This is a genomic window from Herbaspirillum huttiense, from assembly GCF_047300815.1.
In the GTDB taxonomy this organism is placed as follows: Bacteria; Pseudomonadota; Gammaproteobacteria; order Burkholderiales; family Burkholderiaceae_D; genus Herbaspirillum; species Herbaspirillum huttiense_A.
In genome coordinates, this window is record NZ_CP178608.1 from 4,993,035 (window position 1) to 5,017,828 (window position 24,794).

A 24,794-nucleotide genomic window follows, 5' to 3' on the forward strand; every position below is an offset into this window, starting at 1 on the left:
AATCAACCGGGAGGGGGTGGTTTCAGGGCGATATGAAAGAAAAAGCCCCCTGAAACACGACTTCCTGACTTATCCACAAGCCGACACGGCCGAAACCTGAAGGTTTCGGCCGTTTTTCATGGGGCCTCGGCCGCCGCGCCGAGCGGGATGGCCGTCTCGAACTTGCTGCGGTGGATGGAGAAATAGCTGCGCACATTGCGCACATTGCGCTGGGAGGCGAAGAGCCGGTGCGCCAGGGCGTGATAGGCGGGCATGTCGCGCACCAGCACCACCAGCACGAAATCCGGCCCCGGCGAGACCCGATAGCACTGCTGCACCGCCGCCTCCCCCGCCACCAGGGCCTCGAAGGCTTGCTGCTCTTCCTCGCCCTGGCGGTCCAGCGTGATCTCGACCAGTGCCGTGAGCGTGGAGGCCAGTTGGGCCGGATCCAGCAAGGCCACCTGGCGTGCGATCACGCCAGCATCGACCAGCCGCTTGACCCGGCGCAGGCAGGTCGGCGGCGAGGCATGCACCTGCGCGGCCAGCTCCTGGTTGGTCTGGCTGGCATCGGCCTGCAGGGCCTGCAGGATGCGGCGGTCGAGGTCGTCCAGGTCGAGGGGGGTTTTCATGGGTGCCTGCGTCAGCTTGTGAAATTGCCGGAGATTGCGTGAGGGTGAGCGAGATTGAATGACATATAAATCCAAATCTAATCCAATAATTTAATATTATTTCACCACTCACCAATGAAGCAATATTAGTTCATATAGCTGACATTTTAGAAATCTAATTTCATAACGCCTCGCCTAAGATGCATGCACATCTTTTCCAGCGAGGTATTCCATGTGCGGCATCGTCGGCGCGGTAGCGCAACAAAACGTCACTCCCATCCTGCTCGAAGGCCTGAAGCGCCTCGAATACCGTGGCTATGACTCCTGCGGCGTGGCGCTGCATGTGGATGGCAAGCTGCAGCGTTCGCGCAGCACCTCGCGCGTAGCCGAGCTGCTGCAGCAGGTGGCGCAGAGCGGTTTGTCGGGCTTCACCGGCATCGCGCACACCCGCTGGGCCACCCACGGCGCCCCGGCCACCCACAATGCGCACCCGCACTTCTCGCGTGAGCGCATCGCGCTGGTCCACAACGGCATCATCGAGAACCATGACGAACTGCGCGCCGAATTGCAGGCAGCCGGTTACGTCTTCGAGAGCCAGACCGATACCGAAGTGATCGCCCACCTGGTCGACCACATGTATGACGGCGATCTCTTCCACACCGTGCAGCAGGCCGTGCGCCGCCTGACCGGCGCCTACGCCATCGCCGTCTTCTGCGCCGACGAACCGCATCGCGTGGTGGCAGCGCGCCAGGGTTCGCCGCTGATCGTGGGCGTGGGCGAAGGACAGAACTTCGTGGCCTCTGATGCGATGGCGCTGGCCGGTACCACCGACCAGATCATCTATCTGGAAGAAGGCGACGTGGTGGACCTGCAATTGCAGAAGGTGTGGATCGTCGACGCGGCTGGCCGCCCGGCCGAGCGCGAAGTGCGCACCGTGCAGGCTTACACCAGCGCGGTGGAACTGGGCCCGTACCAGCATTACATGCAAAAGGAAATTTTCGAGCAGCCGCGCGCCATTGCCGACACGCTGGAGGGTGTGGTCGGGATCATGCCGGAGCTGTTTGGCGACAAGGCCTACAAGGTCTTCAAGGAAGTGGATTCGATCCTGATCCTGGCCTGCGGCACCAGCTACTACGCGGGCTTGACCGCGAAGTACTGGCTGGAGTCGATTGCGAAGATCCCGGTCAATGTCGAGATCGCCAGCGAATACCGTTATCGCGACAGCGTGCCCAATCCGAAGTCGTTGGTGGTGACCATTTCGCAGAGTGGCGAGACGGCTGACACGCTGGCTGCGTTGAAGCATGCGCGTGGTTTGGGCATGCAGCACACGCTGACCATCTGCAACGTGGCCACCAGTGCGATGGTGCGCGAATGCGAACTGTCCTACATCACGCGTGCCGGTATAGAAGTGGGCGTGGCCTCGACCAAGGCCTTCACGACGCAGCTGGCGGCGCTGTTCCTGCTGACGCTGGCGCTGGCGCAGACGCGCGGGCTGCTGACCGAAGAACAGGAAGCCGAACACTTGAAGGCGATGCGCCACCTGCCGGCTGCGCTGCAGAGCGTGCTGGCGCTGGAGCCCTCCATCGTGGCCTGGGCTGAGGCCTTTGCGCGTCGTGAGAATGCGCTCTTCCTGGGGCGTGGGCTGCATTATCCGATTGCTTTGGAAGGTGCGCTCAAGCTCAAGGAGATCACCTACATCCACGCTGAGGCTTATGCCGCCGGTGAACTTAAGCATGGTCCGCTGGCGCTGGTGACGGACCAGATGCCGGTGGTGACCATTGCGCCCAATGATGCGCTGGTGGAAAAACTGAAGTCCAACATGCAGGAAGTGCGTGCGCGTGGAGGGCAGCTTTATGTGTTTGCGGATGGCGATTCGCGTATCACTTCGACCGAAGGGCTGCATGTGATTCGCATGCCGGAACACTATGGCGTGCTGTCGCCGATCCTGCATGTGGTGCCGTTGCAGTTGCTGTCGTATCACACGGCACTGGCGCGGGGGACGGATGTGGATAAGCCGCGGAATTTGGCTAAGTCGGTGACGGTGGAGTGAGGGAATAAGGTAAGCGCTAACTCATGTTGGCCAGAAATGAAAGGCTTTCGTTTTTTAAAGGAAAGCCTTTTTTTCGCACCTGATTTTCCAGTGCGGACACGATGTAGTGACGTCGAAGTTCTCGACGTCTGGCTCCTATGCAAAGTACGAGCGTAACGCTCACTGTGCAATTGACTTAATTTTAGATAACAATGTCGGCTGCTATCATTCTGCCGTCTGCAGCTGAATCGCCTATGTCAAATCACTGATGCCGGTATTCAAAAGGACTGATGGCCTCCAAAAACAATCAAATGCAATCGTGGGGGATGCATGGCAGATAAAAAATATAGTGCGCTAGCGCGCCATCTGGCGAGGCTTTCTGCCCAGTCGGTAACGATGTCCTTCGTTGAGATAGAAGGAATTATTGGAGATACGCTTCCAGCTAGCGCCTACAAGCAACAAGCATGGTGGTCGAACGAGACTGTAGGCACACACAATTGGGCCCATCTCTGGCAAGCCGCAGGGTGGCGCCAAGTTTCCGTTAGCTTTGAACGGCAGGAAGTTTCTTTTAGAAAAGAAGACGCCACTGCGCATGCCACCCTGGCAAGCCTAGCTCCTAACACAAAAGAAACTATCTACGACTTGTTGAACGAGGTTGGCGTATCTACTGAGAAATGGCACTGGAAGGAAAACGGTGAGGCCGCCGGTGCCATAAAAGCGAACGGTCGCTACTGCTACAACTGGTCCTTTGGCTCCGTGCGCGAGGGATATGTGCTTTGTCTGTGGCACGACGACCTCAATGTCGAGGGCAACGACATCGTCACATCGGACAGCATGATCGAGTTGGCCGCTTTTTTGCGTTCCGATGCCAAAAACTCGCAGACCAGTGACTCGCAAAAAATCCGTGGGTTGATACAAGCCGTTCGCGCAGACGAATTTGACGTCGCCGTGAAAGACTCGTACTACAGACGGATGCCGGTTTCTGTAATCATTGCAAGGGGCAACAGGCATGACCGCGAATTGGAAGGTGAAGGGAGCTCTCATGTTCAATTCCGCGCGTTGGACCCAATTCCCTGGTATGTCCATCGATACAACGACGACACGGGAAAATACGCCCTTGTTCGCGGCATCAAACCGACGGATGCCCTAGATAACCTCCCCGGAAGCGAGGATGGCGACGATACTTGGAAGGAAGATGTCCTCGGCACCATCAAGCGCAGACGCGGCCAGACCGAGTTCCGGGACAAACTTCTCGCTGCTTATCGAAAACAATGTGCAGTCACACGATGCAGAGTTGAGGGACTTCTCGAGGCAGCTCATATTCGCCCACACTCAGCAGAGGTCAACTACAGCGTTACGAACGGTTTATTGCTTCGCGCTGATATCCATACATTATTCGACCTAAAGCTGCTATTCATCGACAGCCAGCTGAAAGTAAGGCTGGCGCCAGCGTTGATTGCATCTGAATATAAGGCACTTGATGGTAAAGAAATCGTGCATCCGAATAGCCCATCGGAGATGCCAAATCGTGATGCACTTGGGGAGAGATTTCAAGAATTTCCAAAGTGATACGCCGCGTTGCATCCTTGCGAAACCGCAAACATCACTATGAGGCCGGGGGCGACCACTGTGGCTTAATTCTGATATACAGAGTTTGCAAGTCCACAATAGAGAGCTTTTCCTGGAAGTCCAAGGCAAACCTATTTACGTATAGCTCGTCCTCTGAGCCACTCCTTTAAATGACAATTCAGACACCTGCTAAGTATTGGAAAGTCACACACACCTTGTCCGAAATGGACATGACTCCACCAGAGTATTTCCTATTGCCAGAAAATCTGGCGAATCAAACGGCACCGCCGCGCGCAGGCCATGGATTGCTTTTAGCGGACTATGACGAGGGAACGCAAACCGGCCTCATCAGACAGCTTGGCATCATCCGCGAGACCTCCGCGAAATCGGTGGTCGTCTCTTGGCAGCCGGCATTTCTTGAAATATGGGTAGATACGCCTAGCGGTCGCAATTACTGGAAGGCGCCGGGAGGTTTTGCGTTCGCTCCAAAGAAAATCCCAGGATATGGCCTGCACGAAATGTTCGCCCGGCATTTCCCGGATATGGTCGCGCGAGAATCGCTTCCCAAGGGGTTCAAAACGGCCGTACGAACCTCCGTAAGGAATGGACGAATTGCACCTGAACGGCTAAATCCAATCGAGGTAGTGGGAAACCCTACAAATACTCCTCGTGGTGGCTTCGTGTATGTCTTGGAATCCGCCTACGGCTTCAAAGTCGGACGCACACGAAATGTTCCGAATCGGATGCGAGCATTTGGAGTAAAGCTACCCATCGCCTATAGTATTCCACTGTGTGTTTGGTTTGACGACCATATCGAAGCTGAATCGGCTTACCACCTGATGTTCAAGGATAAACGAATAAATGGCGAATGGTTCGAACTAAGCTCCGACGACATTGATTTGATTCGCCAGCGTGATTATTCCCCAGCACTTCAATTCAGAATTTCCAGCTAGCGAGTCTTCTGGCCTAAGGCCGCTTCGGTTCTTGGAAGCCTCATAGCGCAGCGCAATTGCGTCGAGGAAAAACTGTTTGATAGTGCCTATTGACCCACCAATTTTGACTGCATCGGCGCTTTGCAAAGCAGCCATACTCCATGTTGATTAAACCTGCATAGAGTTGGGCAAGGCTTAAAAAGTTTGATCCGAATGAGCACAGCCTGACAAAGATTAACTAGCGCAAGCAATCGCAACCCGGCGGAGATTGAAGGTCTCTGTAAAAGGAGCAATCATGAACGGCAGCCAGCCTGTAGTGCTCGTGAACGGCGCAAATCGCAATCTCATCTGACTGTTGTTTCGACATTGCGCGCTGCGCCCTTTCCGGCTTTCGCGCAAGAACCAGCGTGCAGTTGCCACGGTCGAACAAAGCCCATCACCCACCTGGCGTCACCCCGATGAAAAAACTGAGCCGCCTGTGACTATCGGCCATGAAAAAAGCCAGGAAAGTACAGCGCAAACAATTTCTCGATTTTCTTTCGCCCGCTTCCCCCCGCAGCAAAACCTCATCCACACGCAAGCCCAAGACCGCTACTCGTGCAGCCAGCGCATCCTTATCCGAAGTCACGATCACTGCCGGATTCCATCACGTCCCCGCCACCACCCATTCGCTGCAGTATCGCCTCTGCCTGCCCAAGCCCGCTCCTTCAGGGCTGCCCTTGATCGTGATGCTCCACGGCTGCCAACAGAACGCTGCCGACTTTGCACAAGGAACCAGGATGAATGCGCACGCAGCAAAGCACGGCTTTGCCGTCCTGTATCCGGAGCAATCCCTGCGCGCCCATCCTCACCGGTGCTGGCGATGGTACGCACAGGACGCCCAGAAGGGCGAAGGTGACGTCGCAGCGGTGGCCTCCCTGATCTTTGAGATCCTGAAAACACATCCCATCGACCCGCAACGCGTCTACGTCTGCGGAATCTCGGCCGGTGCGGCGATGGCACATCTCCTGGCATTGACGCATCCCGAACTCATCGCCGCTGTCGCGCTGCATGCCGCGCCGGTTTCCGGTGTCTGCAGCAATGCCGCCGGGGCGTACTCGGTGATGCAGCACGGATCGCTGCGCGCTTCAGCCGCCGCCAAACGGGCGCTCACACGCTTTCCCCGAACCGGCGCATTACCTGCGATCCTCATCGGCGGGACGGACGACAAGATCGTGCGGCCCATCAATCAGCGCCAGCTGGTGGAACAATTTCTTTTACTCAATCACACGCAGAGCTTGACCGAGCAGCCTCCCCGGGAAACGCCCTACGGGCGCACCTCCAAAAAACACCCTCGGCGCAGGATAGTTGCAACCCGCGACTATCTTCGTGGACGCAAGCTCATCATCCGATCCGTGTTGATCGAGGGACTGGGGCACGCCTGGAGCGGAGGGGACACTACCCTCTCCTACAATGCAGCGGGGCCGGATGCCAGCCGGCTGGTTGTGGATTTTTTCGCCCGGCATCGCCTGGAAGCGGCAACGAAGTAAAAACACCTTGGTCACCCACGTTACCAATAAGCGAGGATCGCAAAGCAGATCAGCCCTGCGTCACAAACCGGCTGCACCTTGCTGATGGCTAGCGTCTCTCCGGTTCAGCAGCATGAATGAACACGTTGTAAGTATCGGCAGGACGCGTCCCCACGGCCAGGTCAAGCGCATGGCCAATCGCCCCGCGATGGTAAGTGCCGTGATTGATGAGGTGGAAGAGGATTTCCTCGCGACTGAGCCTTCCGCGTTTCCCATCCACGAACGTAAAGGAAATATTTTCCTTCAGGTGACCGTCAGTGAGGCTGCCGGCATAGGTCTGCAACCACTGGTTCGCTGCCATCAGCCTGGCATCCAGCTCCGCCAGTTCCGGCAGGTGCTCGGTATTGGTGGAATCATGCGGATCGGCCACCCCGCGCAATCGTGCCTGGAACAATTCCTCCACCCGGACCATGTGGTTCAACTGTTGCCGCGCGAAATCGAACGCGCGCTGTTGTTCCTCCTGGGTGAGTTCAGCGACCGCATCAAGAATGCGGCGGTCCGACCAGTGCTTGTATTTCAGGATGTTAGTCAAGTCCATTTGGCATCTCCTCCAAAGCCCTGAACGATACCTCAAACGACGGATACCCTGCTCAGCGCCCCCAATCCGGCCGTCCCTGCGCGGGACACCTACAAATAAATTTTGTAGCGCCCCCAAATATTCTTTGTTTCTCAACAGCAGCACCGCTCAGTACCATGGCAGCCATAAAAAGCCGCGACCGCACGCCCACGCACTGAGGCGCTCGCGAAGTCGCGGCAACACGTCGTTCCCATTAGCCCCTCTCTGCCGCGCCGCCCTGCCATGGTTGACCGACTACCAGACCGCCCCGCGCCCGCCGCCCCGGAAGCGCCCGCCTTCCCGGGCTCGCCTTACATCGCCACGCATGCCCCCGCACGCCGCGCGGCCTATGCCGCCATCGCCGTCCTGGCCGGCATCGGGGCCACCTTCGGCAATGGCATGGTCAACGTCAACATCGCCAGCCTGGCCGGCGGCCAGGGTCTCTACACCGCCGAAGCCAGCCTGCTGCCGGCGGTCTACGTCGGCTTCAACGCCTGCGCCAACCTGATCCTCGTCAAGGCGCGCGCGCAATTCGGCTTCCCCCAGGTCACCCTCACCCTGCTGGCCACCTACGCCCTGGCCGCCCTGCTGCACCTGTGCGTACCAGGGCTGGCCGCCGCCATCGTGGTGCGCGCCGCCTGCGGCCTGGCCGCCGCCGCCCTGACGACCACCACCATCTACCACCTGCTGCAGGTCTTCTCGCTCAAGGCCCGGCCGCTGGCCTTGGTGGTCGGCGTGAGCCTGCCGCAATTCGGGCCGCCGCTGGCGCGCCTGATGTCGCTGGATTTCCTTGCCGAGTCGCAATGGCAAGGACTGCTGCTGACCGAACTGTGCATCGCCCTGGTGTTGCTGGGTGCCATGACCCTGGTGCCGCTTCCGCCCAGCGAGCGCAGCCAGGCCTTCGAGGGCTTGGACCTGGTAACGATCTCGCTGCTGGTGCCAGCCGGGCTGCTGCTCTCCGCGGTACTCGGCCTGGGCCGCATCCTGTGGTGGACCGATACCCCCTGGCTGGGCCTGGCACTGGCCAGCGCACTGGTGCTGGCAGGCGCGGCCTGGATGATCGAGCGCCAACGCGCACGCCCGCTCTTGCAACTGCGCTGGATGCTCACGGGCGACATCGTACGCTTCGCCATGGTGGCCTTCCTGGTCCGCATCGCACTGGCCGAGCAGACCTATGGCGCCGTTGGCCTGCTCAGTGCCGGCGGCCTCAACAACGATCAACTGCATGGACTCTTCCTCGCCGTCACCGCCGCCATGTTCCTCGGCATCATCGTGGCCGCACTCACGCTCTCAGAACGCAACCTGCCCTGGCAAGTGGCGGTGGCAGCGCTCTGCATCGCCCTGGCCGCCTGGCTCGACAGCGGCAGCAACAGCCTGACCCGTCCGCCGCAACTCATGCTCAGCCAGTCGCTGGTGGCCTTCGGGACCACGCTCTTCGTCGGTCCCACGCTGGTGTTCGGATTTTTGCGGATGAGCGCGCGCGGCGGCGATCACCTGGTCAGTTTCATCGTCCTCTTCAGCGTCAGCCAGAACATCGGCGGGCTGGCCGGTTCCGCCCTGCTCGGCAGCGTCCAGACCATCATGGCCAAGGTCCATGCGCAGGTGATGTCCGAACGCCTGCTGGCTTCCGATCCGCAGACCGCCGCACGGCTGGCGCAAGGCAGCAGCGCACTGATGCAATCGCTCATGACCGAAGCCAACACGCTGGCCTACAACGATGTCTTTCGCCTGGTGGCGCTGGCCGCCCTGGCCGTGGCCGCCTACCTGGCTTGTGAAACCTGGAGCCGTCGGCGTGCAGCACGCCAGCGGCTGGAGTACGCTGCATGAACACCCCCCTCCCCGCGAATTCTTCCTCCGTCCCCGCAGGCCTGCCGCCCAAGGTGTCGCGCCTGCGCGTGGTGCTGGCCCTGGTGGTGCTGGCCGCTGCCGTCCTGCTGATCCTGCACGGCTGGCATCTGCCGCCCTTCGACGGTCCGCTCCAGCACACCGACAACGCCTACGTGCGCGGCCGCACCGCCGTGATCGCGCCCCAGGTCAGCGGCTATGTGGTGGAGGTCGCCGTCAAGGATTACCAGCAGGTGCAGCGCGGCCAGGTGCTGGTGCGCATCGACAGCCGCATCTATGCCGCACGGGTGGAACAGGCCAAGGCCGCCGTGGCCGCGCAGATCGCCCAGCTGGAAAACGCCACCCAGGCAAAACGTGCCCGCGCGGCTGCCATCACCGCGCAGGACGCCGCCCTGGCCAACGCGCAGGCGCAATTGCAGCGCGCCCGTATGGACCTGGCGCGGGTCGATGAGCTGGTCTCCGATGGTTCGGTGGCCCTGCGTGAACGCGACCAGAACCTGGCCGCCCATGCCCAGGCCGAGGCCCAGGTGCGCCAGTCCAGTGCCGCCCTGGACATGGCCCGCCAAGACCTGCGTACCGTCGAGGTCGGACGCGATGCGCTCGTGGCCAATGTGGAGGCGGCGCATGCGCAACTGCGGCTGGCGCAGATCGACCTGGACAACACCGTGATCCGCGCTGCCGAGGATGGACAGCTCAGCGAAGTCGGCGTGCGCCTGGGCCAGTACGTCACCAACGGCACACAGCTGCTGCAACTGGTGCCGGCCGAACGCTGGGTGGTGGCGCACTTCAAGGAAGCCCAGACCGCCGCGATACGCCCGGGGCAATATGCCGAAGTGCGCATCGATGCGCTGCGGGGTCAGCGCCTGTCCGGTCGCGTGCAGCTGCTGGCGCCCGCAGCAGGCTCGGAATTCGCGGCCATCAAACCCGATACCACCACCGGCAACTTCGTCAAGATTCCCCAGCGCATCGGCGTGAAAATCGTCTTCGATGACGCGGCCTCGGCCGCCCTGCTGCGCCCCGGCATGTCGGTCGAAGCCACGGTCGATCCCGGCCGCATGGCGGAGCAGAAGCGATGAACACCCCTGCCCGCTCCGCGCAAATCATTTCGCTGGTGACGCTGGCCGTCGTGCTGGCGGCTTGTGCCGGCCCGCGTCCCGGGCAGCCGGAACAGGCGGCCGTGACGCTGCCGGCACAATGGCGCGAGCCGCTGGCCACCGCCCAGGGCATCAGTCTCTCGCGCTGGTGGGAAGCCTTCGGGGATCCGGTCCTGAACCAGCTGGTGGAGCAGGTCCTGGCCGGCAACAGCGATCTCGCCATGGCCGCTGCACGCGTGCAGCAGGCGCGTGCTTCCAGCCGCCTGGCTACGGCACAGCGCATGCCTTCGTTGTCGGCCTCGGGCATGGGCGCGCATCAGGGCGATGTCGATGCCTTCGGACGTGCACGCGTCCAGGATGCGTGGCAAGCCGAACTGTCGCTGTCCTACGAACTGGACCTCTTCGGCCGCCTGGTCGACCTGGATGCCGCCGCCCGCGCCTCCCTGCTGGCCACCGATGCTGCACGCAGCACCTTGCGGCTGGCGCTCATCGCCACCACCACCAGCACCTACATCGGCTTGCGCGCACAGCAGGCCCGCCTGGAAGTCCTGGACCAGACCCTGGAGATGCGCGCCCAGTCCCTGCAACTGGCACGGCGACGCGCCCAGCAGGGCTACGCCAGCCGGCTCGAGGTGGAGCAGTCGCAGTCCGAATATGCGGCCACCGAGCAGCTCATCGCCTCCACCCGCATGAGCATCAGCCGCAATGAACATGCCCTGGCCCTGCTGGCCGGCCAGCCCGCACTGCTAGTGGCACCCGGTGCCGGCCTGCAGGCGCTGGCGCTGCCTGCGTTCCGGCCCGATCAACCGGCCGCCTTGCTGCGCCAGCGGCCAGACATCTTCGAGGCCGAACAGCAACTGGTCGCCGCCGACCGCACGCTGGACGCCGACCGCGCAGCGCTGATGCCTTCGCTGCGCATCGGCCTCAGCGGCGGCGTGGTGGGCTCCAACCTGCTGCCGGACCCGCTGTCGATCTTCTCCGCCGGTGGCAGCATCCTGGCGCCGCTGCTGGATGGCGGGCGCCTGCGCGCACAAGCCGACGCCACCGCCGCACGCCGCGATGAAGCCGCGTATGCCTACCAGAAAGCCGTGCTCGGGGCCTGGCGCGACGTGGAGGATGCACTGGCCGCCGCCCGCGGCGCCCAGGCCCAGCAACAGGCCGTGCAGGAACAGGAAGTGGCCCTGCGCGAAGCCCTGGCCATGAGCCGCAAACGCTACCGCGCCGGTTACTCGCCCTATCTGGAACAGCTCGATGCGCAGCGTGGCTTGCTCTCGGCCCAGTTGCTGGAAGTGCAGGCCCGCGCCGATCGCCTCAGCGCCATGGTCAGCCTGGCACAGGCCCTGGGCGGCGGCTGGGAAGCAGAACGCGGCCAGGACCTGCCGCCGCAGGCCAGCAGCAGCCTGGCCCGTCCATGAGCGAGCATTAAACGCAGCTTAATGATCCCTCCGAACACCATTAAACGATCCAGGAGCCCCCGGTGACCCTCGCCCCAACTTCCCGCCAGCGCATCGCCATCGCGATCCAGGCCCTGGCCGTGGCCGCGCTGGCCATGCTGTTCCTGTGGCCGCCCTTGGCCCAGGCGCAGGACAAGCGCGATGCCGCCACGCCCTATTTCCGCAAGCTCGATTCCATGGAGGCGCGCATGCAGGCCTGCGTGACCTGCCATGGCCAGCAGGGCCAGGGCACCTCCGATGAATACTTCCCGCGCATTGCCGGCAAGCCGGCCGCCTATCTCTACAACCAGCTGCTGGCCTTCCGCGAGGGCCGGCGGGTCTATCCGCCGATGAACTACCTGGTGAGCTACCTGCCCGATGCCTACCTCAAGGAGATCGCGGACTACTTCGCCGCCCAGCGGCCGGCCTTCGAAACCACAGCCGCGCGGCCGCTCAGTGCGCCCATGGCCGAACGCGGCCGCACACTGGTGCAGCAGGGGGATGCGGCCCACGGCATCCCGGCCTGCGTGGCCTGCCATGGCAAGCAGCTCACCGGCATGCTGCCCGGCATTCCCGGGCTGGCTGGCCTCAAGCCCGCCTACATCGCCGGCCAGCTCACGCGCTGGCGGGTGGGCGAGCGCGTGGCGGCCGAGCCGGACTGCATGAAACGTATCGCCACGCGGCTCACCGACAGCGACATCAGCGCGGTGGCCGGCTGGCTGGCCCAACAACCCGCGCCTGACAACGCGGCACCCGAAGCATCCAACCTGATCCGCATGCCGCTGGCCTGCGGCAGCCAAGGCTGACTCCCATGCGCGCGAAGCTGAAAAACCTTGTTCCCCTGGCCGCCCTGGCGATCCTCGCCGCCAGCACCAGCTGGCTCTACCTGGGCCGCGAGCCGGCCGCCTCGGCCGCACCAGTGCAGCGCACGGCCGGCAATGACATCATCAGCCGCGGCCAATACCTGGCCCGGGTGGGCGATTGCGTGGCCTGCCACACGGCCGCCAACGGCCAGCTGTTTGCCGGTGGCCGTCCCATGCCCACGCCCTTCGGCAATCTCTACGTCCCCAACATCACCCCCGACGATGAGACCGGCATCGGCCGCTGGAGCGCCGACGACTTCCATCGCATGATGCATCACGGCATCTCGCCCGATGGCAGCCTGCTCTATCCGGCCATGCCTTATGCCTCCTACACCCAGGTTACGCGCGAGGACAACGACGCCATCTATGCCTACCTGATGTCGGTGCCGCCGGTGAAGAAGAAAAACCGCGAGCATGAATTGCGCTTCCCCTTCAACCAGCGCGAACTGCTGCTGGGCTGGCGGTCCCTGTATTTCAAACCCGGTGAGTTCCAGTCCGATCCGGGGCAAACGGTGGAGTGGAACCGGGGGGCCTATCTGGTCAAGGGACTGGGCCACTGCACCATGTGCCACACCGCCATCAATGCGCTGGGCGGATCGAGCAATGCCAAGGCCTTCGAAGGCGGCATGATCCCCAACCAGAACTGGTACGCCCCCTCGCTGACCTCCAACATGGAAGCCGGGCTGGGCAACTGGGAGATCGGCGAGATCGCCGACCTGCTGCGCAAGGGTGCTTCCCATCGCGGCACCGTCTACGGCCCCATGGCCGAAGTGGTCTACAACAGCCTGCAATACCTCACCGATGAAGATGTGCGCGCCATGGCCGTCTACCTGAAGTCGCTGCCGCAGAAGCAGGAATCGCCGCCGCCCGCGCCCAAGGACCGCCTGGTGGCGCCTGAGAAGATGGAACTCGGCCGCACGCTCTACAGCGCCCAGTGCGCCGTCTGCCATGGCGCCAACGGCCGGGGCATGCCGCCCGCCTATCCGCCGCTGGCGGGCAATCCCTCCATCACCATGGCTTCGCCCGTGAACCCGATCCGCATGGTGCTCAATGGCGGCTTCCCGCCGGGCACCATCGACAATCCGCGTCCGCATGGCATGCCGCCGTTCTCCCACATCCTGAAGGATGACGAGATCGCCGCCGTGGTGACCTATATCCGCGTGGCCTGGGGCAATAGTGGTACGCCTGTGGCCGGCCAGGCGGTCAACGACCTGCGCAAGCTGTTACCGGAGTAAGCCATGCACGCACCCGACCCCATCCCTTCTGCTTCTGCAGGGCACAGCCGTGGCGAGCACCACGACGATGCGCACAGCACCGACATCGACGCCATCGTCCAGCGTGGTCCTGGCGGTGCCTTTGCGGTGGCCGGCCTGGCATCGGCCATCGTGATCGCGCTGTTCTTCCTGTTCTACTTCTTCGTCTACCTGCCGCGAGGCATCGTCCAATGAATCCACTCAATCCTCCACCGGCAACGTCCTCCGGCCTTCAGCGTTCGGCGCTGGTGGCCAGCCTGGCCGAGCGGCGCTGGCTGATCTTCGTGCTGCTGGTGATCCTCGCGCTGCTGTCGCTGATGGTCTTTACGGCCCTGCACTGGGCTGCCATGCCGCCTTCGCGGGTGGAGAAGATCGACGTGAAGAGCGTCCACCTGCGCGGCGAATTCATCGAGAGCAATCTCGGCACCGCCCAGGAAGCCGGCGGGCGCGTGGTGGTGCGGCTGGTGGCGCAGCAATATTCATTTGTGCCGCAATGCCTGGTGGTACCGGAAAAAACCCCGGTCACCTTCCGCGGCACCAGCACCGATGCCATCCACGGCTTCCTCATCGGCAAGACCAACGCCAACACCATGCTCATCCCCGGCTTCATCTCCACCTTCACCACCCGCTTCGAGCAACAGGGCGAGCAGCTCATGCCCTGCCACGAATATTGCGGCGTGGGCCATGAAGCCATGTGGGCCAAGGTCCAGGTCATCTCGCGCGAAGAATTCCAGTCGCGCATGCAACACGAAGAGAGGTTGAACTGTGTATCACGTTAAGCGCCTGGTCCTGGCCCATCTCTGGATCGCCTTCATCGCCTTCTTCCTCGCCATCCTGCTGGGCGAGTGGCAAATGTACATCCGCAGTCCGCTGCACAGCTGGATCAGCAATCCCGAGCATTACTATCGTTCGGTGACCCTGCACGGCACGGTGATGGCCTATGTGCTGCCCACGCTGGTGGCGATGGGCATCGGCTACGCCATCACCGAGATCGCGCTGCGGCAGCCCCTGCTCGGCCTGCGCTGGGCCTGGCTGGGATTCTGGCTGGTCATCGGCGGCACGGTGATGGCCGGGGCCACCACGGCGGCAGGCAAGTCCTCGGTGCTCTACACCTTCTATCCGCCCATGATCGGCAGCCCCTTCTACTACCTCGGCGTCGTGCTGGTGGTGGTGGGATCCTGGATCTGGGTGGCGCTGATGGTCATCAACCTGCTGGCCTGGAAGCGTGCGCATCCGGGCCAGGTGGTGCCGCTGGCGATGTATGGCAATGTCGCCGGTGCCTGCCTGTGGGCCTGGACCTCGATGGGCGCCAGCAGCGAGATCCTGCTGCAGATCCTGCCGGCTTCGCTGGGCTGGACCGACACCATCAATGCCGGCCTGGCACGCGTGCTGTTCTCCTGGACCCTGCATGCCATCGTGTATTTCTGGCTGGTGCCGGCCTACCTGGTGTTCTACACCATCTTCCCGCGCGCCATCGGCGGCCGGCTCTACAGCGACACCATGGCCCGCGTGTCCTTCGCACTGTTCCTGGTGTTCTCCATGCCCATCGGCATCCACCACCTCTTCGCCGATCCGCAGGTCGGTGCCGGCTTCAAGTTCGTGCATGCGGCGATGACCGCGATGGTGTCGATCCCGACCTTCCTGACCGTCTTCACCATCGTCGCCTCGGCCGAGATCGTCGGGCGCCTGCGCGGCGGCAAGGGGCCCTTCGGCTGGGTCAAGGCACTGCCGTGGGACCAGCCGATGATGCTGGCCGTCACCTATGCCTTCATCATGCTGGGATTCGGCGGGGCCGGCGGCCTCATCAACATGAACTACCAGGTCAACGAGACGGTGCACAATACGCAATGGGTCACCGGCCATTTCCACCTGATCTTTGCCGGTGCCATCGTGATCATGTATTTCATTGCGGCCTATGAGCTGTGGCCGCAGTTGCGTCACAATGCCACGCCCTCGCCCCGGCTCATCAAACTGCAGATCGCCCTCTGGTTCGCGGGCATGATGATCCTGACCATGCCCTGGCATCTCGTGGGCCTCTTGGGTGCGCCTCGCCGCATGGCCTATTACGACTACACCCATCCGGCCCTGCATCCACATGGCCTGCTGGTGCTGATCTCGGTCGTGGGCGGCATGGTGCTGGTGGTGTCGGCCGGGCTGTTCCTCTACATCCTTGCCTCGGCCCGCACGCAGAACGGTCCGGTGCGCCCCTTCAGCTTCGCCGTCGCGGTGCATCCGGAGCTGCGCCCGCCCGCGCCCCTGAACAGCCTGCGCCTGTGGGTCGGCATGATGATCGCGCTGACCCTGGTCAACTACGCCTATCCCATCGCCCAGCTGGCTTCACTGCCCGAGGCCTGGGTGCCGGTCATTCCGATTGGAGGACAGTGATGCCCCTCGCAAGCAAGCGCCCACCGATGAGCCCCGCCACGCGCTGGAGCGTACTGGCCCTGCTGTGCGTGGTCCTGGCCTGCCTGGCGGTGGGCTTCCTCTGGCTGCCGTCGGTGCAGGCCGACTTCCGTGCCGCCAGCCTGTGGGACAGCATCTGCCGCGCCGCCGGCGTGCCCGGCCAGTGGAGCGCGCCGTCGGCCAAGGCACCAGCGCCGGTGGTGGCCAGCAATGTGGTGCTGCTGCCGGCGATGAGCCGTCCGGCGTCGCCCCAGGCCGTGGGACGCGGGGCCACCCTGGCCCTGGCCTGCACCATGTGCCACGGGGTCCAGGGCCACAGCCGTTCGGACGCGCCCGGCCTGGCCGGACAATTCCCCGAGGTGATCATCAAGCAGCTGGCCGATTACCGCAGCGGCAAGCGTAACAGCGCCGTCATGGGCGCACTGGCCCGGACCCTGTCCGACCGCGACGCCGCCGACCTGGCCGCCTACTTCGCCAGCCTGCCCCGCCCGGCACAGGCAGGCGGCCTGGCCGACAGCGCCGTTCCCCGGCTGGTGCAGGTGGGCGATCCCCTGCGCAATATCGCGCCCTGCATTTCCTGCCACGGCGGCGCCGACCGCAAGATCGGGGCGCCCTGGCTCGATGGCCTGCCGCGCCACTATCTGGCCGAGCAGCTGGCCCTCTTCAAACGCGGCGAGCGGGCCAACGACGCCATGCTCCAGATGCGCAATGTGGCCCACGCCATGCGCGAGGACGAGATCAGCGCTATCGCCGACTATTACGCGCGCGCGGCACTGCAGCCATTCTGAGCTTGCGCTGCCGAAGGGCATGGACCACGGCCGCATTTGCGTGAAGGGAATGCGGCCGTATTTCCTGAGCAGGGGCCTGTTCACACTTCACACTTAATCTGCGAGTGCGAGAGGTCGCCAAGCGCACTCTGGCCGGGGCCAGCGGGCGGCATTGGGTGCGGCCAAACTGGTCATGTGGCGCTTGACCGATGGGTGGTAGCGATGACGGTTGGCTCGGTTGCGCCAGCCTGGTGCCACTGGTACGGACCTGGCCTGATCAAAAGCTCCCGCTGGCTCTATGGCCGACGGCCCAGGCTCCTTTAGGCTGTGTGTCATCGGCCTGCATCAGGCCATTCCATGGAGTCCGCATGTCCTCGTCCGTCCAGTTGCCTTCCTCTTCCAGCGCCGATGCACCGGTGACGGTAGAAACCCTGCAAGCCTTTTCCGATGCGTGGAACCGTCACGACATCGATGCGTTGATGCGCTTCATGCACCCCGAGTGCGAATTCCTTGCTGCTGCCGGCCACGACGCCCACGGCACCCGCCACACCGGTACGGAAGCGGTAGCGCGGGCCTTCGCCTCGGCCTGGATCAGCGTGCCCGATGCACAGTGGCGCAATGGCCGGCACTGGGTCGCCGGCGAGCGCGGTGTGTCCGAATGGACCTTCACCGGCACTGCCGTAGACGGCACGCCCATCGAGGCTGATGGCGTGGACCTGTTCGTCTTCCGCGACGGCAAGATCCTGCAGAAAAACGTGTTCCGCAAGAATCGCACCCCCAAGCCGGCCTGAGCGCCATTGCAGCATCATCTACCTGAACCGCCAACAGGGCCACCGCCATGAACAGCTTGTCCCGCGCCGAACTGGGTGCCGCCGCCTACGATCCCGCCTTCGATCCCCTGGTGTCGCATTCGCCAGGCCACAACATGCAATATGCCCCGACCTACTGGGTCGCCAGCGCTGGCGAGCCGCCCATGGACGATGGCCCTGTCGATGGCGATATCGACGCCGATGTGGTCGTTATCGGTTCCGGTTTCACCGGCCTGGCCACCGCCTTGTTCCTGGCGCGCGAACATGGCATTCGCGCTACCGTGCTCGAAGCCAATCAGGTGGCCTGGGGCTGCACCAGCCGCAATGGCGGGCAAGGGCAGAACGCCAGCGGCCGCCTGTATCGCTCGCAATGGATAGAACGCTGGGGCTTGCCGACCGCCTTGCGACTGGATGAAGAAATCCGTAACGGTTTCGAGACCTTCCGCCAGCTCACCGAGGAGATCGATTGCGACGCGCAACCGGGTGGCCACCTCTACATCGCCCATCGTCCCAAGAAGATGGCCTTCTTGCGCCACGAAGCCGAGGTCATGCGCAGCCGTTTCGGCTACGACACCCGCATCCTCACGGGCGAAGAAGTCCGCCGCGACTGGTGCGGCGACCAAGAGGCCGCCGGTGCCATGCATGAGCCCACGGGGATCTGCGTCCATCCCCTCAAACTGGCTTTCGGCTACATGAAGATGGCCCGCGCCCTGGGCGCGCGCGTACATCCCTCCAGCCCGGTCACGGCGTGGGAGACCCGCCAGGGTGTCCACTACCTGCGTACCCCCGGCGGCACCGTGCGCGCCCGTGCCGTGGCGGTGGCCACCGGTGCGTACGGCTTGCCGGGCTTGACGCCGCTATTGAAGAACCGGGTCTTTCCCGTGCTCTCCAACTCCATCGTCACGCGCCCGCTCACCGACGAAGAATTGCAGGCGACCAATTTCCTGACGCACCAGGCCATCACCGATACGCGCACGCTGCGCTTCTATTACCGCCTGCTACCTGATCGCCGGGTGCAGATCGGCAGCCGCAGTGCGATCACGGGCGCCGATGCCCACCGCGACAGCCACTATCGCCTGCTGGTCGATGGCCTGGCGCGCAAGTTTCCCGCCTTGAAGGGTATCCGCATCGACCACTCCTGGTGGGGCTGGGTCGACGTCAGTCACGACATGATGCCGCGCGTAGTGCAGCCCGATCCGCTGCAAAGCGTGTATTACGCCCTCGGCTACGGGGGCAACGGCGTCTCCTTCTCGGCCCACGCCGGGCGCCGCATGGCGCAACGCGTGGCCGGGTTGCGCGGGCCCGAGGTCGATCTGCCCATCTATGACAGCGCCCTGCCCTTTCCGCGCCAGGGAGAATGGGCTGCGCCGTTTCGCCGCCTCGGACAGGCAATGCTGTATCACTGGTACTGGCTGCGCGACGAGATTCTCTGAGGCGCGGGTGTTGCCCGCGCAGGACTGCCTCAGCGCCTGCGGCAACGTGGCAGCAAGGCAGCCAGCGCGGCAATGCCAGGCTCGATGCGCTCGGCCTGGATTGACGAGAACCCCAGGCGCAGGCAGTTGAAATGGGCCGGGTCCTGCAGACTGAAGGCCTCACCGGATTCGATCAAGATGCCCTGCCCGAAGGCCGCTTGCTGCAGCAGACGGGTGTCGATCTCCGGTGCAAACCGGCCCCACAAGGCCGAGCCACCATCGGGCGCCGTGAAGTCCATCATCGGCAGATGCGTGCGCACGGCGGCGATGAGCAGGGCTGCGCGCCGTGCCAGTTCTTCGCGCATCTGGTGCAGGAAGCGGTCATAGTGGCCATGCGAGATGAACAGCGCCGCTGCCAGCTGGTTGTTGGTGGCCGGGTGGCGGATCATCAGCCGCCGCAACACCCGCAGGCGTACCACCACTTCGGCCGGCGCCACGATGTAACCGATGCGCAGTCCCGGCGAAAGCGTCTTTGACAGGCTGCCGATGTAAATCACCCGCCGGTCATGGTCGATGGCTTTAAGGGCCGGAGAGGGCTTGCCGGCGTATTGCATCTCGGCGTCGTAGTCATCCTCGATGATCACGCCATCATGATGCCTGGCCCATTCCAGCAAAGCCAGACGGCGCTCGGTGGACAGGGTGATGCCGGTCGGACATTGATGGCTGGGCGTGCAATAGAGGGTTCGCGCCTGCGCCAGCACGGCAGCATCGGGCAGCACGCCATCCCGGTCCACCTCCAGTGCGACCAGTTGCGCCCCACGGCACAGAAAGATGTTGCGCGCATCCATGTAGCCCGGGTCTTCCACGGCCACGGTAGAACCCGGCGGCACCAGCAGTTCGCTCACCAGATACAGCGCCTGCTGGGCGCCCACCGTCAGCAGTACTTCGTCACGGCGCGCGGCGATTCCGCGCCGGGGCAGCACCCGCTTGATCAACTGCTCCACCAGCGAGGCGTTGTCGTGGTCGATGGCATCCGGTGCCCAGCCGCGAATCGAGCTGACGTCCAGTGCCTGTCGGCTGCATTCGCGCCAATCGGCAATGGGAAACAGGCTGGGATCGAACTGGCCATAAAGAAAGGGGTAGCGATGGCGCTGCCAGTCTTCCGGCTTGTCCAGCCATCTGATGCCGGGTGGTTCGCTCTGCATCCTGGCCTGCCAATTCACCGCATGCGGTACCACGTCCGGCGCCAGTGGTGTGGCGGCCGGCGTCGGCGGCTGCTGGTGCAGGTAGCGTTCGCTGACGTAGTAGCCATTGCGCGGTCGGTTTTCCAGGTAGCCGTCCTCGGCCAGTTTTTCATAGACCAGTACGACGGTATTGCGCGAGATGGCCAGCATGCCGGCCAGCTCGCGGCTGGAAGGCAGGCGAATGCCCGCCGGCAGGCGGCCGTCCAGTACCGCATCGACCAGCCGCACCCGCAGTTGGCTTTGCAGGGTGGCGCCCTGACGCTGCGGTTCGGGGAAGATCTGATGCCACATTACCTGGTGGGCTTGGTGGTCACGCACTGCTTTGCTCCGCAATCCCAAAGCCTGCACTGTCGCAGGATTCGTGCCAGAGGCTGTATCCGGCTCACATCTTGCCCTTCCAGGGGATCAGCTTGCGCTCCATATTGCGCATGAGCAGGTCGATCAGGTAGGCCAGCACGCCGATGACGATGATGCCCATGATGACCACATCAGTGCGCAGGAAGTTGGAAGCATTGAGCACCATTTGCCCGATCCCGGCCGTTGCCGCCACCATCTCGGCGGCCACCAGGGTGGTCCAGCCGAAGCCGACCGCGATGCGCATGCCGGTGAGAATCTCCGGCAAGGCTGCCGGAAACACCACCATGCGGATCACCTGCCAGTTGCTCGCGCCCAGCGACCGTGCGGCATTGATCTGTTCGATGGCCACCGAACGCACACCGGCCTTGGATGCCATGGCCAGCGGGGCGAAGCAGGCCAGATAGATCAGCGTGACTTTGGCACTTTCATCGATACCCAGCCAGATCACGATCAGAGGCAGATAGGCCAGTGGCGGTAGCGGACGATAAAACTCGATGATGGGATCGGCAATGCCGCGCACCAGGCGCGAGGTTCCCATGGCCAGGCCAACCGGTACTGCCGTGAGCACCGCCAGCAGGAAGGCCACCATCACCCGGGTGATGCTGATGAGCACGTGCTGGGCCAGTGGCGTATCGCCCTGGGTCTGGCCGCGCAAGGCCTCCGCCAGGGCCGTCAGCGTGGCTTGCGGGGTGGGCAGGAACAGCGGCTTGATCCAGTGCAGTGTGGTCGCGAGCCACCACAGGAGCAGCAGGACCACGATGGTCAGGCTGCTGATGAGCCAGGTACTGCCCTGACCGGGTGCGCCATAGTTGCGCGGACGGCGGCGCTTGCGTGGCTTGGCCTGGCCGGTGGCAGACGGGATCGGGCTGGCTGGCATGGCAGTCTCCGTTGTCTCGGCAGTGAGGGTAGGGGCGGTAGTGTTCATCAGTGCATTCCGCTGGAAGAGGTTTGGTGCACCAGCGCCAGCACGTGTTCGCGTGCGGCGATGAATTCAGGATCGGCCTTGGTGCGGCGCGCATCGCGCGTGGCCAGGTAGCGCTTGGCGAAGGGCATGGGCAGGTCATGTACCACCCGGCCTGGAGCCGGCGCCATGATAAGCAGCCGGGTCGCCAGGAACAGGGCTTCTTCGACATCGTGGGTGATGAAGAAGAACACGCCCTGCGATTCATTCCACAGGTTCAGCAACAGTTCCTGGATGGCTTCACGGGTGAACGCATCCAGCGCCCCCAGCGGTTCGTCCAACAGCATGACCGCAGGCGAGGAAGCGATGGCGCGCGCCACACCCACGCGCTGCTGCATGCCGCCGGAAAGTTCGTAGACCTGCTTGTAGGCCGAGGACAGCAGGCCGACTTTGTTGAGACATTCCAGGGCGATGCGGCGCCGTTCATGCAGTGGCATCTTGCGCAGCTTGAGGCCGAACTCGACGTTTTCCACCACGTTCATCCATGGCATGAGGGCGTGTTTCTGGAACACCACGCCGCGATCCGAACCCGGGCCTTCGATCGTCTCGCCACCCAGCCGGATCTCGCCACGGGTCGGCGCGATGAAGCCGGCGATGGTATTGAGCAAGGTGGTCTTGCCGCACCCCGACGCTCCCAGGGCCACCACGAATTCGCCAGCCGCAATGGCCAGTGAGACCTGATCCAGCGCCAGGCTGGGTGGCCCCTTGCGGGCCGGGTATTCGATTGAGATCTGGTCGATTTCCAGCATGGTTGCTCTCCAGGGTGAAGGGGTGGAACGGCTGCCGCCGGGCTTACTTGCCAGCCGCAATGGCCTTGACGTACTGGTCGGTCACGCCCACCGAGTAATCCGGCAGGACGGCTTGCAGCGTCTTCTGCTCCTTCAGGAACTCGGCAGTGGCTTGCAGTGACTTGACCGCACCGGCCTCCTTGCCGCCCGAGAGCCAGCGGGTGGATGCCTGTTCGGCCGGCGTCGGGAACTGGTAGAGCTTGAGGGCGGCGGCCACTTCACCCGGTTCGCCGCCGGAGATGGCGGCTACCGCCTTGCCCTGCGGGGTATCGCCGGTCCACTGCGCCGGGTTGGCACGATAAAGGGCGTCGTACTTGGCCAGAATGCGGGTGAAACTGAGCATGAATTTTTCGTTTTCCTTGGCCCATTCGCGGTTGACCACGAAGCCATCGAAGGTGGCGATACCGGTCTGGGCGGCGATCTTGCCCGAGCTGGTCACCACCGAACCGCTGGCACCGATCTTGGCCAGCACCGGGTTCCAGACGTAAGCCGCATCGATGTCGCCACGCTCCCAGGCGGCGGCGATTTCAGGCGGACGCATGTTGAGTACCTTCACGTCCGAGGCAGACAGGCCGGCCTGCTTGATGGCCATCAATGCATGGAAGTGGCTGGTGGAAACGAAGGGCACACCCAAGCGCTTGCCCTTCAACTGCGCCACCGAACTGACCCCGGAGCCGTTGCGAACCACCAGTGCCTCGGCGTCATTGATGTTGTCCAGGATCCAGAACAACTGGATCGGCAGACCCTGTGACAGTCCGGCCGCCACCGGACTGGACCCGGCTTCTCCTATCTGCACGTTGCCCGAGGCCATGGCGCGGATCACGTCGCCGCCTCCGCCGAACTTGCGGTAGCCGACCTTGTAGCCGGTTTCCTTGGCCGCTTCGTCCAGCTGCTGGGCGTAGCGCCACGGCACCATCATGTCCTGGTAGGCGATGGTGACCTCCTTGTCGGCGGCGCTGGCCAGGGTGGCGGAAAACAGGCAGACGGAAGCCAGCAGGGTGGACAGCGTACGGCGCAATGCGAATGCTTTCATGTGGAACCCCTCGTTGTCGTGATATTCGTGATATTCGTGATGCAGGAATGGGAGCAGGCAAGGCGGCCTGCGGCTGCTTTGCCTGGTACGGTGTTGGCAGCGCGTCTACTGTGACGCAGAAACCGCGCCATCCGATGGAGCCACGGCAGGCTTTCGATTGGACCAGCAGGCTTGAAGTCGGTCTGCCTCGCATCCTTGTTGAAAGACAAGGGCAGCAGCTTGCCGCACCCGGGTGCCTGCCGTGCAGGCGCAGCGGGCGCCGAGTGCGGCGATGGTGCAGCACTCAGGCAGCTGGCACCGTTTTCGTGCGTGCTGCCGGCCGCACGCACCCGGGCTGCTGGCTCCATGAAAAGCTCCCTCCTGGTCTTATGTGCCTGCCCTGGTCAATGCAATGATTGCGCCATGGATGAACGATCCCTTTTCCTTGCTGCCGAGGTGGCCACATGAGTCCCTCCTTACCGCTGCTGTCGGGCCTGATGGCGGTCAGCCTGCTGGCCGGGCTGACCAAGGGCGTGACCGGTTTCGGCGGGGCGCTGGTCATGGCGCCGCTGTTCGGGCTGGTCTTGCCGTCTTCGCAGGCCGCCGCCCTGATCGTGCTGGTCAATTGCGCTGCTTCGCTGCAGGGCTGGCGCGGCTGGATACGGTGCGCACACTGGCCCACGGTCTTGCCGCTGGCCGCCATTGCCCTGGCCTGTACAGCCGTGGGCGTGCAACTCATTGCCAGCGGACGCCTGCCGGATCTGCATCGGCTCATCGGACTGTCCGTGCTGGCGGTGACTGCACTGCACGTGCTGGGCTGGCGCTGGCGTCACAGCGGGGGCGCCAGCGCCACGCTGGCCGCAGGTGCGATCTCGGGGATGATGACCGCCTTGTGCGGGATTGGCGGGGTGGCTGCCGTGTATTACTTCGACGGAATCCGGCGCGCAGCCGCGTCGTCGGCCGAGCCAGAGCAGACAGCTTTCCTGCGGGCCAATCTGCTGGCGTATTTCATGGTGCTGTTCTTTGGCGCTGCCCTGATCCTGGCATGGGATGGCCAGGTCGGCTGGTCGCAACTGTCGATGAGCGCCTGGCTGGTGCCGGCTTTTGCTGGCGGGGTGCTGATGGGCGAACGTATCTACGGATGGCTGTCGCCGCTATGGTTCCAGCGTATCGTAGCGGGCTTGCTGTTCTGTGCAGGAATGGTGGCCCTGGCAGGTTGACGCGAACATACATGGCGCCAGGCGGGCAGGCAATGCGCGATACGCTGATATCGGGCTTCGTTGCCTTCCATCACCAACGCTTGCGGTCAAAC

The 24,794-nt window shown here is 63.4% G+C and carries 22 protein-coding genes; 16 read left to right on the top strand and 6 right to left on the bottom strand.

Annotated elements, in window-relative coordinates; translation table 11 throughout:
- Positions 1 to 116 precede the first annotated feature (116 nt).
- Positions 117 to 608: an Lrp/AsnC family transcriptional regulator gene (locus tag ACLRDN_RS22910; RefSeq protein WP_413458137.1), complete on the bottom strand. Its 492-nt coding sequence runs from the start codon at positions 606 to 608 to the stop codon at positions 117 to 119.
- Between the two features lie 211 nt (positions 609 to 819).
- On the opposite strand from ACLRDN_RS22910, the gene glmS reads away from it, so the two are divergent.
- The 4 genes from glmS to ACLRDN_RS22930 all read left to right on the top strand — a co-directional run bounded on the left by glmS (position 820) and on the right by ACLRDN_RS22930 (position 6,646).
- A complete protein-coding gene (glmS, locus tag ACLRDN_RS22915) occupies positions 820 to 2,637 on the top strand; it encodes a glutamine--fructose-6-phosphate transaminase (isomerizing) (RefSeq protein WP_413458138.1) in 1,818 nt (605 codons plus the stop codon).
- Between the two features lie 309 nt (positions 2,638 to 2,946).
- Complete coding sequence (locus tag ACLRDN_RS22920) at positions 2,947 to 4,185, top strand: HNH endonuclease (RefSeq protein WP_413458139.1); 1,239 nt, start codon at positions 2,947 to 2,949, stop codon at positions 4,183 to 4,185.
- A gap of 230 nt (positions 4,186 to 4,415) precedes the next feature.
- Positions 4,416 to 5,138, top strand: a complete 723-nt coding sequence (locus tag ACLRDN_RS22925) for a GIY-YIG nuclease family protein (protein WP_413458140.1) — start codon at positions 4,416 to 4,418, stop codon at positions 5,136 to 5,138.
- Between the two features lie 470 nt (positions 5,139 to 5,608).
- Positions 5,609 to 6,646, top strand: coding sequence for an alpha/beta hydrolase family esterase (locus ACLRDN_RS22930; RefSeq protein WP_413458141.1), 1,038 nt, complete (start codon positions 5,609 to 5,611; stop codon positions 6,644 to 6,646).
- An 88-nt stretch (positions 6,647 to 6,734) separates the two neighbouring features.
- On the opposite strand, the gene ACLRDN_RS22935 is transcribed toward ACLRDN_RS22930, so the two are convergent.
- On the bottom strand, positions 6,735 to 7,223 hold the full coding sequence (locus tag ACLRDN_RS22935; protein ID WP_413458142.1) for a DinB family protein: 489 nt from the start codon (positions 7,221 to 7,223) through the stop codon (positions 6,735 to 6,737).
- 261 nt (positions 7,224 to 7,484) lie between these two features.
- Between ACLRDN_RS22935 and ACLRDN_RS22940 the strand changes: the two genes are divergently transcribed.
- The 11 genes from ACLRDN_RS22940 (at position 7,485) to ACLRDN_RS22990 (ending at position 19,141) form a co-directional block, all read left to right on the top strand.
- Positions 7,485 to 9,068 (top strand): MFS transporter, encoded by a 1,584-nt coding sequence (locus ACLRDN_RS22940; RefSeq protein ID WP_413458143.1) that lies wholly within the window; start codon positions 7,485 to 7,487, stop codon positions 9,066 to 9,068.
- Positions 9,065 to 10,162, top strand: coding sequence for an HlyD family secretion protein (locus tag ACLRDN_RS22945; RefSeq protein WP_413458144.1), 1,098 nt, complete (start codon positions 9,065 to 9,067; stop codon positions 10,160 to 10,162). Before ACLRDN_RS22940 ends, ACLRDN_RS22945 begins: the two co-directional genes overlap by 4 nt.
- Complete coding sequence (locus ACLRDN_RS22950) at positions 10,159 to 11,595, top strand: efflux transporter outer membrane subunit (RefSeq protein WP_413458145.1); 1,437 nt, start codon at positions 10,159 to 10,161, stop codon at positions 11,593 to 11,595. Before ACLRDN_RS22945 ends, ACLRDN_RS22950 begins: the two co-directional genes overlap by 4 nt.
- Positions 11,596 to 11,810: 215 nt before the next feature.
- On the top strand, positions 11,811 to 12,419 hold the full coding sequence (locus ACLRDN_RS22955) for a c-type cytochrome (protein WP_051156204.1): 609 nt from the start codon (positions 11,811 to 11,813) through the stop codon (positions 12,417 to 12,419).
- A 5-nt stretch (positions 12,420 to 12,424) separates the two neighbouring features.
- The gene (locus tag ACLRDN_RS22960) at positions 12,425 to 13,711 is read left to right on the top strand and encodes a c-type cytochrome (protein WP_413458146.1); all 1,287 of its coding nucleotides are present in this window, start codon (positions 12,425 to 12,427) and stop codon (positions 13,709 to 13,711) included.
- A gap of 3 nt (positions 13,712 to 13,714) precedes the next feature.
- Complete coding sequence (locus ACLRDN_RS22965) at positions 13,715 to 13,924, top strand: hypothetical protein (RefSeq protein WP_413458147.1); 210 nt, start codon at positions 13,715 to 13,717, stop codon at positions 13,922 to 13,924.
- A complete protein-coding gene (locus ACLRDN_RS22970; RefSeq protein WP_413458148.1) occupies positions 13,921 to 14,508 on the top strand; it encodes a cytochrome C oxidase subunit II in 588 nt (195 codons plus the stop codon). The genes ACLRDN_RS22965 and ACLRDN_RS22970 overlap by 4 nt, the downstream gene beginning before the upstream one ends.
- Positions 14,495 to 16,114 carry a cbb3-type cytochrome c oxidase subunit I gene (locus tag ACLRDN_RS22975; RefSeq protein WP_413458149.1) on the top strand — a complete coding sequence of 540 codons (1,620 nt, stop codon included), beginning with the start codon at positions 14,495 to 14,497 and terminating at the stop codon, positions 16,112 to 16,114. Before ACLRDN_RS22970 ends, ACLRDN_RS22975 begins: the two co-directional genes overlap by 14 nt.
- Entirely contained in the window at positions 16,114 to 16,920 is an 807-nt protein-coding gene (locus ACLRDN_RS22980) for a c-type cytochrome (RefSeq protein ID WP_413458150.1), read from the top strand. Before ACLRDN_RS22975 ends, ACLRDN_RS22980 begins: the two co-directional genes overlap by 1 nt.
- 347 nt (positions 16,921 to 17,267) lie before the next feature.
- Positions 17,268 to 17,690: a nuclear transport factor 2 family protein gene (locus ACLRDN_RS22985; RefSeq protein ID WP_413458151.1), complete on the top strand. Its 423-nt coding sequence runs from the start codon at positions 17,268 to 17,270 to the stop codon at positions 17,688 to 17,690.
- A gap of 47 nt (positions 17,691 to 17,737) precedes the next feature.
- Entirely contained in the window at positions 17,738 to 19,141 is a 1,404-nt protein-coding gene (locus ACLRDN_RS22990; protein WP_413458152.1) for an NAD(P)/FAD-dependent oxidoreductase, read from the top strand.
- Between the two features lie 29 nt (positions 19,142 to 19,170).
- Here the strand turns inward: ACLRDN_RS22990 and ACLRDN_RS22995 are convergent, their stop codons facing one another.
- From ACLRDN_RS22995 to tauA, 4 genes are all read right to left on the bottom strand, one after another.
- On the bottom strand, positions 19,171 to 20,682 hold the full coding sequence (locus tag ACLRDN_RS22995; RefSeq protein WP_413458153.1) for a PLP-dependent aminotransferase family protein: 1,512 nt from the start codon (positions 20,680 to 20,682) through the stop codon (positions 19,171 to 19,173).
- 64 nt (positions 20,683 to 20,746) lie between these two features.
- Entirely contained in the window at positions 20,747 to 21,598 is an 852-nt protein-coding gene (locus ACLRDN_RS23000; RefSeq protein WP_413458154.1) for an ABC transporter permease subunit, read from the bottom strand.
- Positions 21,599 to 21,645: 47 nt separating this feature from the next.
- Entirely contained in the window at positions 21,646 to 22,431 is a 786-nt protein-coding gene (locus tag ACLRDN_RS23005) for a taurine ABC transporter ATP-binding protein (protein ID WP_413458155.1), read from the bottom strand.
- A 43-nt stretch (positions 22,432 to 22,474) separates the two neighbouring features.
- Positions 22,475 to 23,503 (bottom strand): taurine ABC transporter substrate-binding protein, encoded by a 1,029-nt coding sequence (tauA, locus tag ACLRDN_RS23010; RefSeq protein ID WP_413458156.1) that lies wholly within the window; start codon positions 23,501 to 23,503, stop codon positions 22,475 to 22,477.
- 443 nt (positions 23,504 to 23,946) lie between these two features.
- Between tauA and ACLRDN_RS23015 the strand changes: the two genes are divergently transcribed.
- Positions 23,947 to 24,702, top strand: a complete 756-nt coding sequence (locus ACLRDN_RS23015) for a sulfite exporter TauE/SafE family protein (RefSeq protein WP_413458157.1) — start codon at positions 23,947 to 23,949, stop codon at positions 24,700 to 24,702.
- Positions 24,703 to 24,794 lie beyond the last annotated feature (92 nt).